The organism is Clostridium carboxidivorans P7 (assembly GCF_001038625.1).
Taxonomy (GTDB): domain Bacteria; phylum Bacillota; class Clostridia; order Clostridiales; family Clostridiaceae; genus Clostridium_AM; species Clostridium_AM carboxidivorans.
This window is the reverse complement of the sequence record NZ_CP011803.1, coordinates 969,248-985,939: the sequence shown is the minus strand read 5'-3', so window position 1 is coordinate 985,939 and position 16,692 is coordinate 969,248. Positions and strand designations below refer to the sequence as shown.

10 protein-coding genes are annotated in these 16,692 nt (G+C 30.5%); 5 read left to right on the top strand and 5 right to left on the bottom strand.

The features are described 5' to 3' along the window. The first annotated feature begins 1 nt into the window (after position 1). From Ccar_RS04235 to Ccar_RS04215, 5 genes are all read left to right on the top strand, one after another. Entirely contained in the window at positions 2 to 889 is an 888-nt protein-coding gene (locus Ccar_RS04235) for an ABC transporter ATP-binding protein (protein ID WP_007061901.1), read from the top strand. After that, complete coding sequence (locus Ccar_RS04230) at positions 864 to 2,156, top strand: ABC transporter permease subunit (RefSeq protein ID WP_007061902.1); 1,293 nt, start codon at positions 864 to 866, stop codon at positions 2,154 to 2,156. Before Ccar_RS04235 ends, Ccar_RS04230 begins: the two co-directional genes overlap by 26 nt. 447 nt (positions 2,157 to 2,603) lie before the next feature. Next, the gene (locus Ccar_RS04225; RefSeq protein ID WP_007061903.1) at positions 2,604 to 3,143 is read left to right on the top strand and encodes a biotin transporter BioY; all 540 of its coding nucleotides are present in this window, start codon (positions 2,604 to 2,606) and stop codon (positions 3,141 to 3,143) included. A 19-nt stretch (positions 3,144 to 3,162) separates the two neighbouring features. After that, on the top strand, positions 3,163 to 4,323 hold the full coding sequence (locus tag Ccar_RS04220) for a thiolase family protein (protein WP_007061904.1): 1,161 nt from the start codon (positions 3,163 to 3,165) through the stop codon (positions 4,321 to 4,323). Between the two features lie 6 nt (positions 4,324 to 4,329). Next, on the top strand, positions 4,330 to 5,643 hold the full coding sequence (locus tag Ccar_RS04215; RefSeq protein WP_007064589.1) for an AMP-binding protein: 1,314 nt from the start codon (positions 4,330 to 4,332) through the stop codon (positions 5,641 to 5,643). Between the two features lie 155 nt (positions 5,644 to 5,798). On the opposite strand, the gene Ccar_RS04210 is transcribed toward Ccar_RS04215, so the two are convergent. The 5 genes from Ccar_RS04210 to Ccar_RS04190 all read right to left on the bottom strand — a co-directional run bounded on the left by Ccar_RS04210 (position 5,799) and on the right by Ccar_RS04190 (position 16,617). Continuing rightward, a complete protein-coding gene (locus tag Ccar_RS04210; protein WP_007064588.1) occupies positions 5,799 to 7,220 on the bottom strand; it encodes a cell wall-binding repeat-containing protein in 1,422 nt (473 codons plus the stop codon). Positions 7,221 to 7,394: 174 nt separating this feature from the next. Continuing rightward, complete coding sequence (locus tag Ccar_RS04205; protein ID WP_007061909.1) at positions 7,395 to 10,733, bottom strand: UvrD-helicase domain-containing protein; 3,339 nt, start codon at positions 10,731 to 10,733, stop codon at positions 7,395 to 7,397. Continuing rightward, entirely contained in the window at positions 10,730 to 13,735 is a 3,006-nt protein-coding gene (locus Ccar_RS04200; protein ID WP_007061910.1) for a PD-(D/E)XK nuclease family protein, read from the bottom strand. Before Ccar_RS04200 ends, Ccar_RS04205 begins: the two co-directional genes overlap by 4 nt. A 123-nt stretch (positions 13,736 to 13,858) precedes the next feature. Next, positions 13,859 to 15,220, bottom strand: coding sequence for a DUF4434 domain-containing protein (locus Ccar_RS04195; RefSeq protein ID WP_007061911.1), 1,362 nt, complete (start codon positions 15,218 to 15,220; stop codon positions 13,859 to 13,861). Positions 15,221 to 15,315: 95 nt separating this feature from the next. Further along, entirely contained in the window at positions 15,316 to 16,617 is a 1,302-nt protein-coding gene (locus Ccar_RS04190) for a TIGR02679 domain-containing protein (protein ID WP_007061912.1), read from the bottom strand. Positions 16,618 to 16,692: the final 75 nt, after the last annotated feature.

The following is a 16,692-nucleotide window of genomic DNA, read 5'->3' as shown; positions in this document are numbered from 1 at the left end:
AATGCAATTACAAGTTAATGATTTATGTAAAAAATTTAAAGATAATATGGCAGTGAATCATATTAATTTTACATTGGAAAAAGGAGTATATGGCTTGCTCGGTGCCAATGGCTCAGGAAAAACAACACTTATGAGAATGCTTTGTACTCTTCTTACTCCAACTAATGGTGAAATACAATATAATGGAGAAAATATTGAAAAACTTAATGAAAAATATCGAAGGATATTAGGTTATCTACCACAGGAATTTGGATATTACCCTGAATTTTCAGCAGAAGATTATTTGTTATATATTTCATCCCTAAAAGGATTAAAACCGAAAATAGCAAAAAAGCGTGTAAAAGAATTATTAGAGATAGTTTCATTAACAAAAGTTAGTAAAAAGAAAATCAAAACTTTTTCAGGAGGAATGAAGCGAAGACTTGGAATTGCCCAAGCTGTAATTAATGAGCCTGAAATTTTAATTTTAGACGAGCCTACCGCTGGGCTTGATCCAAAGGAAAGGATACGTTTTAGAAATCTTATAAGCCACCTTGCTGAAGAAAGGATCGTGCTTTTATCCACACATATAGTATCAGACCTGGACTCCATTGCAAAAGAAATTCTAATTATGAAGGAAGGAAGTATTATCGCCCAGGGTGATGTATTAAGTTTGCTAACACCAATAAAAAATAGTATATGGATTTGTGAAGCATCATTAAAAGAAGCAGAACAGTTGCGTGCAAAGTATGTGATTAGTAATGAGAAAAACATTGGAGAAAATATAGAACTTAGAATTATTTCTAGCGAAAAGCCAATTATATCTGCCAGGCAGATTACTCCTACACTAGAAGACTTATTTATGTACTATTTTGGAGAGGTGAATGAAATTGCAGATTTTGAAATATGAATTCAAAAAAATTTTTTGTAAAAAAAGTGTTCTAATCAGCTTTGTGGTGCTAACCTTTTATCTTGCAGCTATGTTGTTTTTTAATATAAAAGGTACACCATATATAACATATGTTAACGCTGATGGTACAGATATAAAAGGAATTAAAGCTATAAAACTGCTTAAAAATGCGAAAATGACATGGAATGGGCCATTGACAGAGGAAAGAATTAGAACGGTACTAGAAAAGAATCAAACCATTAATTCCCAAAGTAAATATGCTAGTATAAAAAACGCTGACTCTAACACTAAACTTTCGGATTCTGATGCAAAGCTTTCAAACATGCAGTATTCAGAGAAACAGGAATTTAATGATATTAAAGCTTTGATTTGCTGCTCTTATTCAGAGTTTCGTTCTTATGATTACGATTTAATGGATAAGTTAGATGTAAATAATTCTAACAAATTTTATTCTAACAGAATCAATCAGTTAAAAACATGGCTTAAAAGCCAGGAAGCCAACCAACTTTCAGCAGGAAAAAAAAGGTATTTAATTCATTCTGCAGAAACGTTAAATACACCTTTTGAGTATTCTTATGCTGATGGTTGGTCAATAGCATTGGAATATAGTGCTGCAGTTATTTATGCTCTGGCATTTGTTATTTGTATACTTCTAGCACCTATATTTTCATTTGAATATCAAACTGGAGCAGCAGCAATTCTTCTTTCTACAGAACATGGAAAGAAAAAAGCAATTATTTACAAATTAATTGCAGGCTTGTTATCTATTACTTTAGTGTATTTTGTGTTTATGTTCCTAGCTAATCTACCTATTTTTCTCATGTTTGGAATTGAAGGAGGAAATTGCCCTCTGCAGGCTTATATGGGGGGATGGAAAAGCTTTTATCATATAACCAACAGTCAGGCATTTGGGATGGTTGTATTATTGGGTTACATAGCTTGCTTATTTATTGGTACACTTTCAATGTTTCTTTCCTCAAAAGTGAAAAGCTCCTTTTTTACAATTATTTTGATTTTTTTAATTATGATGGTTCCAGCAATCTTAGATAAATCAATTGGAGTGCAAGGTATTCTTCAAAAGATTTTAAGTGTAATGCCGCATCAATTGATGCTTGGGTGGCGATTGATAACAGCATTTACGTTATATGATATTCATGGAAAAGTTTTTACCCCTTATGAAATTCTCCCATGGTTATATATCTTTATTATAATTACTTTATTACCTTTTACTTACCTAGCATCTCAAAAATATAGAACTGACATCTAAGGGTTCTGTCGACGCAGTATTACAAAAAATAGACTAGCATATGGACTTGTTATTTTTTTGAATATGCATAAAGCAAATTGAACAATTCCATTAGTGATTTTTGAACTTACTAATTTTAGTTTTTCAAAAGACTGTTTCACTAAGAATAAGTTTTACAACATATTGTATGTAAACTTCTTAGTAAAACAGCCTTTTTTCTGGCAAACCCACAAATTAAATTAGTTTTGCTCCTATTTAACTTCCAAGAAACATCATTGATATATTTTAAACCAGAACTATTGTCAACCATTTATATTTTTTCAGTTGACAATACTTGATAATTGATTTATTATTTTCATATGCAAAATTAGAAAAACTTTTTAAAACTGGAGGGAATGTAAAATGTGATATTTTTTAGGTATAACAAACAAATGATTAAAATTCACATAATAGATAGGAGAATTTAAATTGAAAAAGAAATTAACTATAAGAGATATTATTTATTCCTCATTATTAGCCACAATTATTTCCATTCTAGGTTATGTTATTATTCCACTTCCCTTTAGTCCTATTCCAATAACAGGACAATCTCTGGCAGTGATGCTTGCAGGCTGTGTTCTGACACCATTTCAAGCTGGACTTAGCATGTTCACCTTTTTACTCCTTGGATGTGTTGGTATACCTGTATTTTCAGGAGGAAGAGCAGGAATTGGAACTCTTTTAGGACCATCTGGTGGATATTTTATCGGATATCTTTTAGGTGCTATCATCATAAGCATTCTCACAAGAAAAAACAAATCTTTTACAGGTATGTTTGCAGGCTGTGTTATAGGCGGAATAGTATTAGTTCATATTATTGGTGCAGCATGGCTTGGGTTTATCACTAATATTGGAATAAAAAAAGCATTTATAACAGGTTCTCTTCCTTTTTTACCAGGAGATTTATTAAAAGCCATAGTTGCTACTTTTATATCCTCAAGATTAAACAAGGAGTTGAAAAGAAATTAGTACTAAAAGAAATGGTTTAATGAAAAAAAAGGTTTATATAATAGGAGGACTCAGAACACCAATAGGCAAAACTAATGGATGTTTAAAGGATTTTCTTCCTGAAAAACTGGCAGCCTTTATAATTAAAAGCCTTATACATAAATACAAGCTTCAAAGAGATTCTATAGAGGAAATCATTCTTGGAAATGCTATAGGACCAGGTGGTAATATTGCAAGACTCAGCTTGCTAGAAGCAGATTTGCCCTTTAATACAGTTGGTACAACCATAGATTTTCAATGTGGTTCTTCACTAAAAGCTATAAACCTAGCAGGAAATTTAATAAGATCTGGTCAGAGAAATATTGTTCTAGCAGGTGGAGTAGAAAGTACAAGCTTAGCTCCTAACAAGCAGTATAATCCAAGAGATTCTAGGTATAAAGGAAAAGATGTTTTTTTTAAAAGAGCACAATTTTCCCCCTGCTCAATTGGCGATCCTGATATGATAGAAGGTGCTGAAAATACAGCAAAGTATTGCAATATTACCAGAAAGGCTATGGATACATGGGCACTTCAAAGTCATATAAGAGCATTAGAGGCAAGAAATGAAAACAAACTTGAAGATATAATCTGCAGTATACAAACTGATGAAAAAATCATTAAAGATGATGAAAACATTAGAAGAAATCCTTCCTTAAAGCTTATGGAAAGAACTGTGCCAATTTTAGGAGTTCACGGCACTATAACTGCTGGAAATGCTTGCAGTACCAATGATGGATCAGCTCTTATAATTATGGCCTCTGAAGAAGCAGTACAAAAATATAACCTGCATCCTGAAGCCCTATGGATTGATGGAGAAAGTTCAGGAGTTGATCCAAACCTATTTCCACTTGGAGCTATTGCTGCTTCAAAAAAACTTTTGAAATTATATGATTTTAACATTGATGATATGGATTTTATAGAGATAAATGAAGCTTTTGCTGTAAAGGTGCTGGCATTTTTAAAGTACTTTAATTATCCAGAGCATAGAGTAAACATATTTGGAGGAGCCTTGGCATATGGACATCCTTATGGAGCATCAGGAGGTATTATAATGATTCATCTTTTAGAAGCTTTAAAGTATAACAATAAAAAAAGAGGAATGGCAACATTAGGAGTTGCTGGAGGATTGGGAGAATCCGCTATCATAGAAAGGTGTGATTAGTTTAATATGTTAATTTTTTCAGGAATATTCAAGAATGCAGAATTGAATCCAGAAAAAATATGTATGACTTTTAATAAAAAAAATATTACATATGGAGAACTTGTAAAAAATATAGATGAAAAGGCATTGTTTTTAGCAGGAAAATATGAACCAGCAAGCAAAATAATAATAAAAAATAAAAACCCAATAGATGCGGTAATTAATTTTTTAGCCTGTTCCAGAGCAGCACTAATTGCGATTCCAGTAGAAGCTAAAACAACTTCATTTAAATTACAGCAAATAACAGCAAAAGTTAAACAAAGCTGTATTATAGATGACAAATTTTGTTTTAAATATGAAGAAAAAGATTATTCAAAGCTGCCTTATATTGATGACTCACATATTTTTCTTGGAGCTTTGAGTTCTGGAACTACAGGACACAATAAAATTATATGGCGAGACCACAGCAGCTGGTCAAGTGCCTTCAAATACCAAAGTGAAGTATTTAATATAAGCTCTAGTGATGTACTTTTCATTGTAGGCTCACTTTCATATACAGGAAATCTCAACAGCACAATACATATGCTAAATGAAGGCGGTAGTATAGTATTTTCTAAGAGTATTTATCCTGGAATATGGATAAAAGAGATTCAACAAAATAATGTTACAAGCATATTTATGGTACCTGCACGTTACAGAATATTGTTGAAGGAACTTAAGAATGATCTTGAAGGTGTAAACTCCATTTTAAGTGCAGGAGACAAACTCGATTGTGAAACAGTGTATTTATTAAAAAAGCGATTTCCAAATGCTAGTATCTGCGAATATTATGGTGCAAGCGAATTAGGTCATATATCCTATATAAACTTTAGAGAAAGTAATATAACCGACAGTGTTGGAAAAGCATTTCCACAAGTAAAGCTTTGGCTAAAGGATGGGATCATATGGGTGGAAAGCCCCTATATAGCTCCTGACTTTAAGCCTAGATCTTCTGTTTATGATTTAGGAAAAATCGATGAAGAAGGAAATTTATATATTTTAGGAAGAAAAAATAACACTATAAATAAAGGTGGTGTAAAAATACTTCCTTATAACATAGAAAAGGTACTGGATTCAAATCCTGATGTGCTAAAATCCGTGGTATATGGTGTAAAAGACCCAATAAAGGGAGAAGAAATATGTGCAGTAGTTGTACCTAAAACTGATATAGTTACTGTTGAAAGTATTAAAAATTACTGCAGAAATAATCTTGAATCGTATATGCAGCCAAAGAAAATAAAAATAGTAAAAGATTTAAAACTGAACTCCAGTGGTAAAATCGATAGAAAGGCTCTACTTTAGTCAAAGATTTTTTTGAAATCTACTAACTACTTAGTTTCAATGCCTTAAACATATTTTTTATGCAAAAATAGAAAATTCCTATACAAAAATGAAGCAAGTAAAAGAATCAAGTGATTCCCTTACTTGCTTTTCAAGCCTAATTAAATTTGCTTATATTAGTTTTGGATAAATTCTAGTTTATTTATTTGAAGCTTTGTTAAATCATTTTTATTTACTAAGAATGTATATACAATACTTACTGATTTACCATCTATAATGTATTCATTTTGATATTTGGCTTCCATTATATTACCTGAGCCATCATCTTCCAAAACATCTATGCTTATATTCTTTCTATCACCATCTTGTACAGTATTTGATTTATTCACCATATCCTTAAAGCTATTTAAAGCAGTAACAGATGCATTATAATTTGCTGAACTTTTGTCTAAAAGATTTTCTATAACGCTGTAATCTTCATTATAAACACTATCTTTTAAATTATATATTCTGTTAGCCATTTCATAAGTAAACTTTTTGCCGGCTTCCTCTATACCATTAATATTCTTAGAAATATCATTCTTTAGTTGAGTGACAGAGCTATCACCTAAAACACCTGTACCACCAAATATATTTATGCTGCTAGGATTAATATTAAAACCTGTAGCTACATAGCTGGATTGTCCATTATTGGCAGCCAATACTAATGGTGCATTCAATTTGTTTTGAAGAGGACTTGAAACTAAAGCATCCGGGAAGTTTTCACCAGAAGCTACTATTAAATCCTTTTCAGGATTATAATTTGAATGATATAAATTCTCTAAGACAACACTGCTAGTCTCATATCTATCAAGGCCAAACCATCTATCTAAATTTATAAATTTATCTTTTTTTATAGTAGTAATTTGGTCAGATAGTGTTTGCACTACATTATTTGCCACTACACCTGGTCCACCAACAACAATAATCTTAGAAGGTTTTAATTCCTTAATGTATTCTACACTTTGCTGATCTATGCTGTCTTTTGCAGTCATAAATACTGGATATCCTAGTTTTGAAACTATATTATTAGCAGATAAAGCATCGGCAAATCCCTCTCCTGAAGTAATTACCACTAGTGTACCCTCTGCAACTGCACAATTTTGTATAACTTTTCTATTAGTTGCATATCTGTCTGTACCCTGAATTCTATCAACATTATAACCTATATCCTTAATTTTACTTTCGGTAACAGGACTAACAACACCAGTACCACCAATAATGGTTACTTTTGCATCACTGGAATATATGCTTTTTAGATAATCATAAGTACCTTTATCCTGACTATCTATGTTACTTATTAATATAATTGGAGCATTTAATTTTTTTGCTAATAGTCCGGCACTTAAAGCATCTGGATAATTTTCACCATATGTAACAATTATATTTTTAGGCTTTTCATCACCTAAAAAGGTCTTACTTGCATTTATTGAAGTCTGATATCTATCTTCACCAAATATTCTCTGCTGGCTCACATCAGCAGCCTTTACATTTGAAAACATCCCTCCAGCAATGATAGTAGTTAGTAATAAACTCACCATAAACTTATTTTTCTTCATCAATTTAAATCCCCTTTTTTAAATTAATTTGTACTACTAACTCCAACATATATGTTAATCTCTCAACAAAAATTAGAGCCTTCAAAAAAACATTATCATAAGTTGTTAAAAGCTGAAAGGCTTTATTATTGTTAGTTCTGCCATTATTGATGGTATCTTGCATAAAATAGAAATTTACATTACACTATTGTTGCAAACTCCACTATACCAGCATTTATCACATTCACTGTTTTTTTCCTTAGGAAAGTCTGAAGCTTTACATGTACTTAAGTTTCTTACAAAAATACAATCCATATTTTCAATATACTGATTTACCTTAGCTTCATCATAAACTATCTGCACCCTCTCAGGCACATCTAAAAAATACAATTCCAATATAATTTCTTCTACTTTGAAGCCCTTAACATATAAAAGTTCTTTAACAGCCTTGCCATACAAAAGCATTTGAAGTTCATAAGCTGCTGTTAGTTCCTTAATTTTTCTGTTTCCATATATAAAATTAGTTTTATAATCCGTTATTACTGCTGTATATTTACCATCTTTTTGAAATATCTCTAATCTGTCAATAAAACCTGATATGGATGTTTTTCTATGTTCCATCTGTGATAATGAATAATCCAGTTCATTAAATTTAGAAACCAAGCTTCCATAAGAAGACTTTTCTTTTTCCAAAAGTTTATAGCCTTCAACATAGTGCTTTAGTTTATTTTCAATTCCATCCACATAATTTAATTCATATTTTTCTGCAGCAGCTTTTATTATGTCTTTTTCATCAATGCTTACTTCATTATTTAAATTCTCAATTATACTGTGCACAGCTGTGCCTATGGTACTAGCACTGATAGACTGGCTAAGCTTATACTCTGTTTTTTGTTCAATATCTTCTACTTCCATCTTTGCTGTATCCTCAGCTAAAAATTCAGCTATATCATGTTTATTTTCCTTTTCTATATAATCCTTCCCATTTATATTTAAAACACTTTCCAAATAAAACCTTCTTGGACATTTTAAATATTTCATGTACCTTGTAGCACTTACTGATGCATAGTTCTTTATATTGCCTTTATAATTCAAACTTTCCTGAAGTTTTTCTTTATCTATTTGCACTTTTGATATTTTTCTTTTTATGACCTCCAGATCCTCTATATCATCTGAATTAATAAATTCTATTAATTCTTTATCTGCATTTCCTACAGTAAACGAATATTTAAGCTGTTTTAAAAAGCTATTAAGTTCTTTTATCTTATCTGTTTCATCTTTTATAGGAGTAGGATCTTTTCCATCATCACCTCCTGTGAGAATTACATAATCTTCAGCTCTTGTCATAGCCACATAGAGAAGCCTTTCAGTTTCCTCTATTTCCTTTTCCAGCTTACTATTTAAGTACTCTTCATACTCAGGAGTTGTTAATTCCACATTTTCTAAGTCTTTTGATAGTATTATGGAGTTCTTGTTGTAAACTAAATTAGGCTTATCCTTTTTACTCATAGAAAGCAAATCAGAATGAATCTTAGGTATTATTACTCCTTTAAACTCTAACCCTTTAGATTGATGTATAGTCATTATCTTAACTGCCTCAGAATCCTCTGTATCCAGTGCTGCTTCAGAATCATCACCATTTTCTTCATCTAATAAATTTATATAATTCACAAATTGTTCTAAAGTAAACAGCTGCTCTCTATCAAACTTTTCTGCCTCCTGCAGCAGCTTTTCTATATTTCTAAACTTCTGCAGTCCATTATCCTGACACAGCATAATTTCAAAAACATTGCATTCCTTTATAATAGCCTGGATTATTTGAACCACACTAAGCTTTTCTTTAAGTCCAGCTAATTTTTCTAAAATAGTAACAGTATTTAATAGCTTTTCACTATGCATACCATCTTCATAAACCTTTAAAGCTTCATAAAGATTTTCCAAGCTGCTCTCCTCTTTTTCAATGTTCATTTTAAGTAAAGTGTCATCAGATATTTCAAATAAGCTTCCTCTAAGAACCTGTATAAAATTCTTATTTTCTTCATAGGTAAATTCACCAGAAAAACCTCTAACAATAACTTTATATAAGTTTAATATTTCGTCTACCTCTGCCTTTTGGTAAAAGCCTACCCCACCAATTATGCAGTAAGGCACATTTCTTCTTTTAAGTTCCTCTTCTATATCAGGTATCACAGACCTGCTTCTCACCAAAATACATATGTCCTTAAACTCCAAATTTTTATCCCTTAAAATCTTTATAGCCTTTATAACTGCCATACCTTCTTTATTTTTCTTTACAGTTATATCCTTATTACTGTCTTTAAGTGCCTTTAAAGCTTGCTGAATATTTTCAAACTTCTTGGACTCCTTACCCTGAAGCATATTTTTCACTTCAGTATAAACATTATCTGAAGTCCTTCTAATTTTTTCATAAGTTAAAAGCTTAATTCTTTTTTCCTTTATTTCTTCATCCTTAGGACATTTTAAAGGCTGGTATCCATCTATTAATTCATTAAAAATAGAGTTAATCCCCTTAATTATTTCACTTTTACTTCTATAACAGGTACTTAAAGACACTTCATTTTCTATGTCTTTGGAAACCTGTTTAAAAATAGTATAATCAGTACCTCTAAAGCCATAAATACTCTGTTTAAAATCTCCAACAATAAAAATCTTCTTATTTATAAGCCTGCCATTATCATCTGCTGCAATCTTATACAAAATATTTTTCTGTATGCCATTAGTATCCTGAAATTCATCCACTAAAAGGGTTTTATATCTATTTCTGTACCTCTCCCTTAAATTTTTAATGCTAAGCACCTTAAGTGTCATTGTTTCAAGGTCATCATAATCTAAAAGATCCTTTTTCAATTTGTAGTTTAAATAAGCTTCTTCAATTTTAAGTGCTACAGCTAAACAAAATTTTCTTATACTGCCTTCTTCACTACTTTCACAAAGCTGTTTTATAGACTTTCCTTCTTCCAATACACAACTTCTAATTCTTAAAGCTTCTTCAGTAAATGTTCCCTGCAAATATTCTTCACCAAAGACACTTTTAAGTTTTTCTACAGCTTCCTCATATTCCTCTAATTCTATGCAGTGCTCTGCAGCATTTTGTGAAGCTTCTCGTAAAAACATAGCTTTATCTATACCATCTATAATAGAAAAACTAAAATCTACACCTAAAAAAGCTGCATTTTCCCTTACAATGTTAGAACAAAAGCCATGAATAGTGCTTATGTTAGCTCTATTTAACTTATCTAAATGTTTCATCCATTGTTTCTTATGGTCAAAATCTGATGAGCTTATCTTTTCATTAATAGCTTTTCTAATTCTCTCCTTCATTTCTAAGGCAGCTTTTTCCGTAAAGGTTATAGCAGCTATTTCTTCAATTTGAAGACCTCCTTCTAAAAGCCTTAAATATCTATTGGTAAGCACTCTAGTTTTACCTGAACCTGCTCCTGCAGATACTGCTATATTTTTGGTTATATCCACTGCCTTTTCTTGTTCTTCACTTAATCCAAAAATGCTGCTCATCTTTTTCCCTCCATAAGTACATTTTTCTCATCACTGCCATTTTCCTGAACCGTAAATTGACCTTCCATAATTGCTCTCATCTTATTTGTACTGTATCTACAAAGTTTTTCAAAGTCGCATGGATAAGTACTATACTCCTCAAAAAAGCTGCACATGGGTTTGTAATTAAACTTACCCTGCTTTATTGAAGCAATAGTATCTAAAATAGAGTCTTTAATATATTCCATAAGTATAGTAAATTTGTCTCCCTTTATATCAGAACGTTTTCTAGCAAAATCCAACTGCTTTTTATACTCTGTTTTATAAATTCCATCCTTTTCAACAGTATCTTCTGTTTTTTCAATACTTAAATATAATAAAGCCATACATTCAACTTTATCTGTTTTTAAAAGCTTTTTAAGTTCTTTTTCCACCACATAATAATAAATAGCTGTTTGATAATCATTATTTTGTACAATATCCTTCATTCCTAAAATACCGCTCTTTTTGTAATCATATATTACATATCTTCCTGTAGGAATTAATTCATTTCCTTCTTTTCTATATTCCAAATCAACTCTATCAATTTTACATCTTATAGGTACTCCAAAAACTTCTTCTTCTTCAAAGAATTTTTCCAAAAGATAAGGCTTTAAAATTGAATTTTTAGTTACATCCGCAAATACTTCCATTCTCTTTATATCTGCAGTAATAAAATTTTTAAGCACTCTATAGAGATAATTAAATATTAAGTTTAACTCTTCTTTAGGAATATCTATCTTTCTCAATTCTCCAAGAGATTTTTTAAATACAGCTTCAAAAACTTCCTCATCAAAGCATTGAAACTGCTGTGCTTTACTGTAATATCTATAAAGTACACTGTGATAAAAGCTTCCTATTTCGAGGCTTGAAAACTCTTCTTCTTCCTCTTCTTCTCCTAAGTTAAATAGTGTATTCATCATATATCTAAAAGGACATTTTAAATATTCATTAAGACTGGAAGGAGAAAATCTGCATAATGTTTCTGATATATCCTTAAAGTCATTTCCTAAAATTCCTTCATATTCGTTAAAAGCCTCTTCCTTTTCTCTATGATACTCCACAAGACCTTTATCTATAATTTTATTTACCTCTTTTTCCATAAGGCTCAAATTTTTTTTGAAGCTGTCAGTTTCATTATTTAAATATTTGCTTTGAAAATAGCTTCTTAAATAAACTGCTTGAAGTTCATAGCTGCTCATAACTTCATCATACTTTATTTCAAATCTATTTCTCATGGTAAGATTATTTATTTTATCTATTCTGCACATAAATTTAATTTCATCAATAAAGGAAGATGCAATAGCAAACTTACCATCCTCACCAGCAGATCTGTAACTTAGATTTAAAGTTTCTTCTGCTGAAGCTATGGACAGATTAAACCTAATTTTTTCTCTATTAAGCTCCCATAAATAATCCTTGTATCTTATACCATTTTCACAAAGCATTGAAGTTTCAAAGCTGTCAAACAAACCATTGTTCTTTACACACTTTGGCAATTCTCCTTCATTTAAGCCTAAAATATACACATGCTTAAAATATACTCCTTTAGCCAAAGCTGTATTTAAAATTCTTACTCCTTCATTATTTCCCTTCTTTACAGTGAAAGTTATCCCTTGAATACAATCACTTAAAAGCTGAACAAAATCCTCTTTTAATATGTCCTTATTAAGAATTTCACTTTTTTCAAAGCTAAGCTTTAGTTCATAAATTAAATTTTTAAATCCTTCAAAAGCCATAATCTCAAATTTATCATCATTATCAATATTTGAATTAAACACCTTATAAATAAGCCCTGCCATATAGTCTTTCTTACTTTCCATCTGCTGGCACAATATTTCAAACCACTCTTCTCCAGAGCAGCTGTCTTTTTCATACTCTAAAAGACCTTTAACCATTTTTCTAATAAGCTCCGAGCTGCTGAGGGCTATTTCATAATTTAAAGCCACAGGAATATTAAACTCATCAAATATTTCAATGATATATGGAGAGTAATCTTCCCTATTATTTATGTAAATAGCAATATCTTCTGGATTAATTTTAGCCATAAGCTTTTCTTTTATATCTCTTGCAGTTTCCCTAATTTCCGTCTTTATACAAGGATAAGCCTTTATATTAAGTCCTTCCACATTACAAGTTAAGCTTTCACCACAATAAAATTTACTTCCTAATTCCTTAAAATCATTTTTTACATCATAAAGTTCCCCATCTTCTCCCACTATTTCAAAGCCCATTTTTTCAAAGGGACTTTTTATTTCCTCCTCTAAGAAATCCTCCATAAAAGAATTTACATAAGGACAATTTACATATATATTTATATCACTGTACTTTGCTATTTCTTCCATAAGCTCTATACTTATGTTTTCTATATCTGTAAAACCATCTATTATAATGGAATTATATTTGCTTATTTTTTTAAAGTTATGAGCTAACCTAATAGCTTCTAATGGAATGTCATTTCTATCATAAATGTTATTTTCTTTTAAGTTTTTATTGTAAAACCTATATATTAAAAGCAAATCTTCCATCTTAGCTTTTAAAACTTCATCTTCTATATTTTCTTTAACCTTTGAAAACTTTTCTTCATCTATACAATTTCTTTTTAAACTTCTAATTAGTGCTGCAATTTCACTATGAAAACCTTTTTTATTGTACAATTTTTCGTAATAATTAAGTTGCCCGGTTTCCTTAAGATTACTGCAAATTTCAGAAATAATTACCTTCACCACAGGTTCAAAGATAACTCTATCCTGAGGAATTTCTTCCTTTATTATATCCATTTCTAGATCATCAAAAACGATTACTTTAGATCCTAAAAGTCCACAGCTTTCATTTAACAGCCTTTTTCTTACTTCTTTTATAGCAACACTGGAAGGCATTATGTAAAGAAATCTTTCCCCTTGTTTTTGAAGTTTAATACACATATCTATAAGTTTTTCTCTTCGCTTTGAAAAAAGCTTCTCCATATAAACTTTTCTTTCCATGATTAAATCTCCCCTAGTTTTTATTAGGTTTTATTTGTAATTATATCATAGCTTTCCTCTTTCAATCATGTTTTTTCTCCATAGAATTATCCTGAATTGCACCTATAAATGAATTTTTACTACTTACTTCTGAAAGGTTTTAGAAAAGTTAGATATGAAGTTAGTATTTCCTTTTTTAGGCTTTGATATATTTCCAACGAAATCCATTGCTCTTACTTCATAATTAAGCTCTTTCAATTTATCTTCTAAGAGTATCTTATCTATATAACTCATTGCAAGTTCTTCCTTTTTTGCTTCTTTTCCTTTGAAAATCCTATCTACATTAGTAGTGAAAATTAATTTTTTATTTCTATAGACTTCATACCCATATATCCCAATGTTATCACGGGCAGGGTCCCAAGAGATTAAAAATTCATTTTTCCCCACCTCTTTGACTGTAACTTTCTTTGGGAGTGTTGGTTTACGATTTTCTAACCGACCGCTTTTAACATATTTTAAATAAGTTTCATGGAAACCTTTATCAATATTATTAGGACTATAGTAATGACAATATGCAAAAGTTATAATGTTATCTACGTATGGTTTTTCAATTTCCATCTGTCTTATAAATCGATTAAGAGGGGCACTAGACCAATTTAAATGATTAAAGGTTTCTGTATTAGCCCAAAATAATAACCCTGGTTTAGTATCTACAGCCTTTCTTAATTCTGCAAACCAGTGATCTACTTCATCTATTTTTAGTCCACCACCGCCAACGGAATCCTGTGGACAAAATATATCTCCTTTTTCTAAATCCGTATGCTGAAATAAATAAGCCCAATTTTTTGCATATTCTTCAGCTGTTCCATAAATAGAATTCATAAAAGGTGATAACATCAACGGTAATCGATGATTCTTTTCTTTTAAGTGTTTTAAATTAATATCAATTGCTTTAGCTAGTACAAAAAAATCATCCTTTGTTTTAAAATTTAAATTATCTACCTCATATACCCAATACCATCCATGAAAAGCATTAGGATATTCCACATGGTATTTAGTATATAATTCGTCGGCTATCATATTCGCTCTTTCCATTTGATCATAAAGCCATTTGGGATCTCTAGGCCCTTTTTCCCACCAAGCCTTATTAAAATTAATACCTAAAAAAATCTTCATACCTGTTTTTTCTGCGTTTCTAAGACACATGTCAACAACATCTACACCTGGATATTCCATTTGTCCTCCAGGAATTTTGGTTGGGTAGATAGTTTTGGTTAAATCATTTTCAGTAATAGAAGTGCCCATAATAACGTAATGCATATTAACTTCTTTTAAATAATTAAATTCACTTTGCCATTTTGAATCATTCCACTTTTCCACCATATCAGCTTGAATAAATGACCCATCTGCTACAGGGTATTTTTTATTAGGATTGTTGATATTACGTAGGCTTAACATTGTCAACTTATTAGTTATTATACTAGAAACATCTTTTAAAATTCCCATAATATCTTTGAATTCCTTTCAAAAATTTTTAACATATTACCATATTAAACATCTTATGATAGTTTGTTTCCTTACATCTTCCCACTTAATAGAACTCATGTTGAGCTTACTTTTATAACATCCTCAACATACTCTTCAATCAACATTTCCTGATATCCAGCTTTTCCTATATCCTCAAGCTTTTTTATCAAAGGTTCTAAAGCGCTGTTTTGAATATTATTAAGCTTTGCTCTGCTGATATCAGATATGAATTTATTTGATATAACCTTCAAATAATCCTCCACATCAAATCTCCAAAGCTTTAATTTATCTCCATATCTTAGCTTTAATTTATTAGCTATTAAAATTCCTTCTGGATCAAAATCTCCAGAATAATAAATTTCTTCTACTTCTTGAACTACTTTATCTAACAAAACCACTGAAGCAAGCTTTAATTGTCCACTTGTACATACAATAGAAGGTTTAAATTCAGCTGTTCTTTTTATAACCTCATTAAACAAGGATGGATTTTCGAAAATAAATAATCTATTTTTATTACAAATAAACCTATCTATTTTAGACAAGTTTCCTAAGGTAAAAATAAGAGGCTCTCCCATATTTGTAAAACCATATACAAATTCCAGTTCACCTTCTTCTTTATAAGCTTTAAGTCCAAAGGTTGCAACATAACTGGATATTTCATCCTTTAATAGTCCTGCAGAATATAGTATTTCGGCAGTTTCTTCCGCATCTTTTGGAAATTCTGTTTTTAATATATAGCATATACCATGTATTAAAATTTTTCCTGCTGTAGTATTCATATCAAAATAGTGAGGATCTTTTGTAATTCTAGAAGAAAATATAGGAAGACTTTCTAAAGCACTAGCACTAAAGGTAAGTGAATTAATCCCATTTAATACAGCACTTAAAAGCAGCTTAAAATCTTCTAACTTGTTATCTTTACTATAAGCTTCATAATTTTTTATCAATATATTGTATCCAAAGCCTTTGTTTTCTAGTGCTTCCTGAAGCCATAATTCTGATTTTGTTCCTTTATTTATATTGATTAATTCTTTAAAAAACTCTTCTTTTTTTATTTTCTTACCTTCCTTTTCTTCTCTATAAGTTGTAAGGTTATCTTTAAAATATATTGCTAAAACCTTTGTAAAATCCAAACCTTCAAATCTTCCACTGCAAAAATGATCAAGAAATTTTTTCACAGATACCTTAGCTTCTTTAGCAGCAAAATACTTATGATGAATAGGAGCAAGTATTCTTCGCTCATCATCATTTAGCTCTTTTAATTGAAAAGTTCCAGAAAGCTTACCAATACTTTTATACTTTTCAAATATTGCAGTAAGTATCCTTTCATATTCCTTCCTGTCCTGAAAAAACTTCACCGCTTCCTTCTCTAACATACCATTCTCCCTTAAGTTCAAAATTACTCAAATTATATAGAATTTCGGAGCATAAGTTAAGCTTTCACCTTGTAA

Excerpts from the sequence above, each read along its gene's own strand:
- Ccar_RS04230 (WP_007061902.1), top strand. The coding sequence starts at position 864 with ATGAAATTGCAGATTTTGAAATATGAATTCAAAAAAATTTTTTGTAAA.
- Ccar_RS04195 (WP_007061911.1), bottom strand. The coding sequence starts at position 15,220 with ATGGGAATTTTAAAAGATGTTTCTAGTATAATAACTAATAAGTTGACA.
- Ccar_RS04200 (WP_007061910.1), bottom strand. The coding sequence starts at position 13,735 with ATGGAAAGAAAAGTTTATATGGAGAAGCTTTTTTCAAAGCGAAGAGAA.
- Ccar_RS04205 (WP_007061909.1), bottom strand. The coding sequence starts at position 10,733 with ATGAGCAGCATTTTTGGATTAAGTGAAGAACAAGAAAAGGCAGTGGAT.
- Ccar_RS04190 (WP_007061912.1), bottom strand. The coding sequence starts at position 16,617 with ATGTTAGAGAAGGAAGCGGTGAAGTTTTTTCAGGACAGGAAGGAATAT.
- Ccar_RS04210 (WP_007064588.1), bottom strand. The coding sequence starts at position 7,220 with ATGAAGAAAAATAAGTTTATGGTGAGTTTATTACTAACTACTATCATT.
- Ccar_RS04220 (WP_007061904.1), top strand. The coding sequence starts at position 3,163 with ATGAAAAAAAAGGTTTATATAATAGGAGGACTCAGAACACCAATAGGC.
- Ccar_RS04235 (WP_007061901.1), top strand. The coding sequence starts at position 2 with ATGCAATTACAAGTTAATGATTTATGTAAAAAATTTAAAGATAATATG.
- Ccar_RS04215 (WP_007064589.1), top strand. The coding sequence starts at position 4,330 with ATGTTAATTTTTTCAGGAATATTCAAGAATGCAGAATTGAATCCAGAA.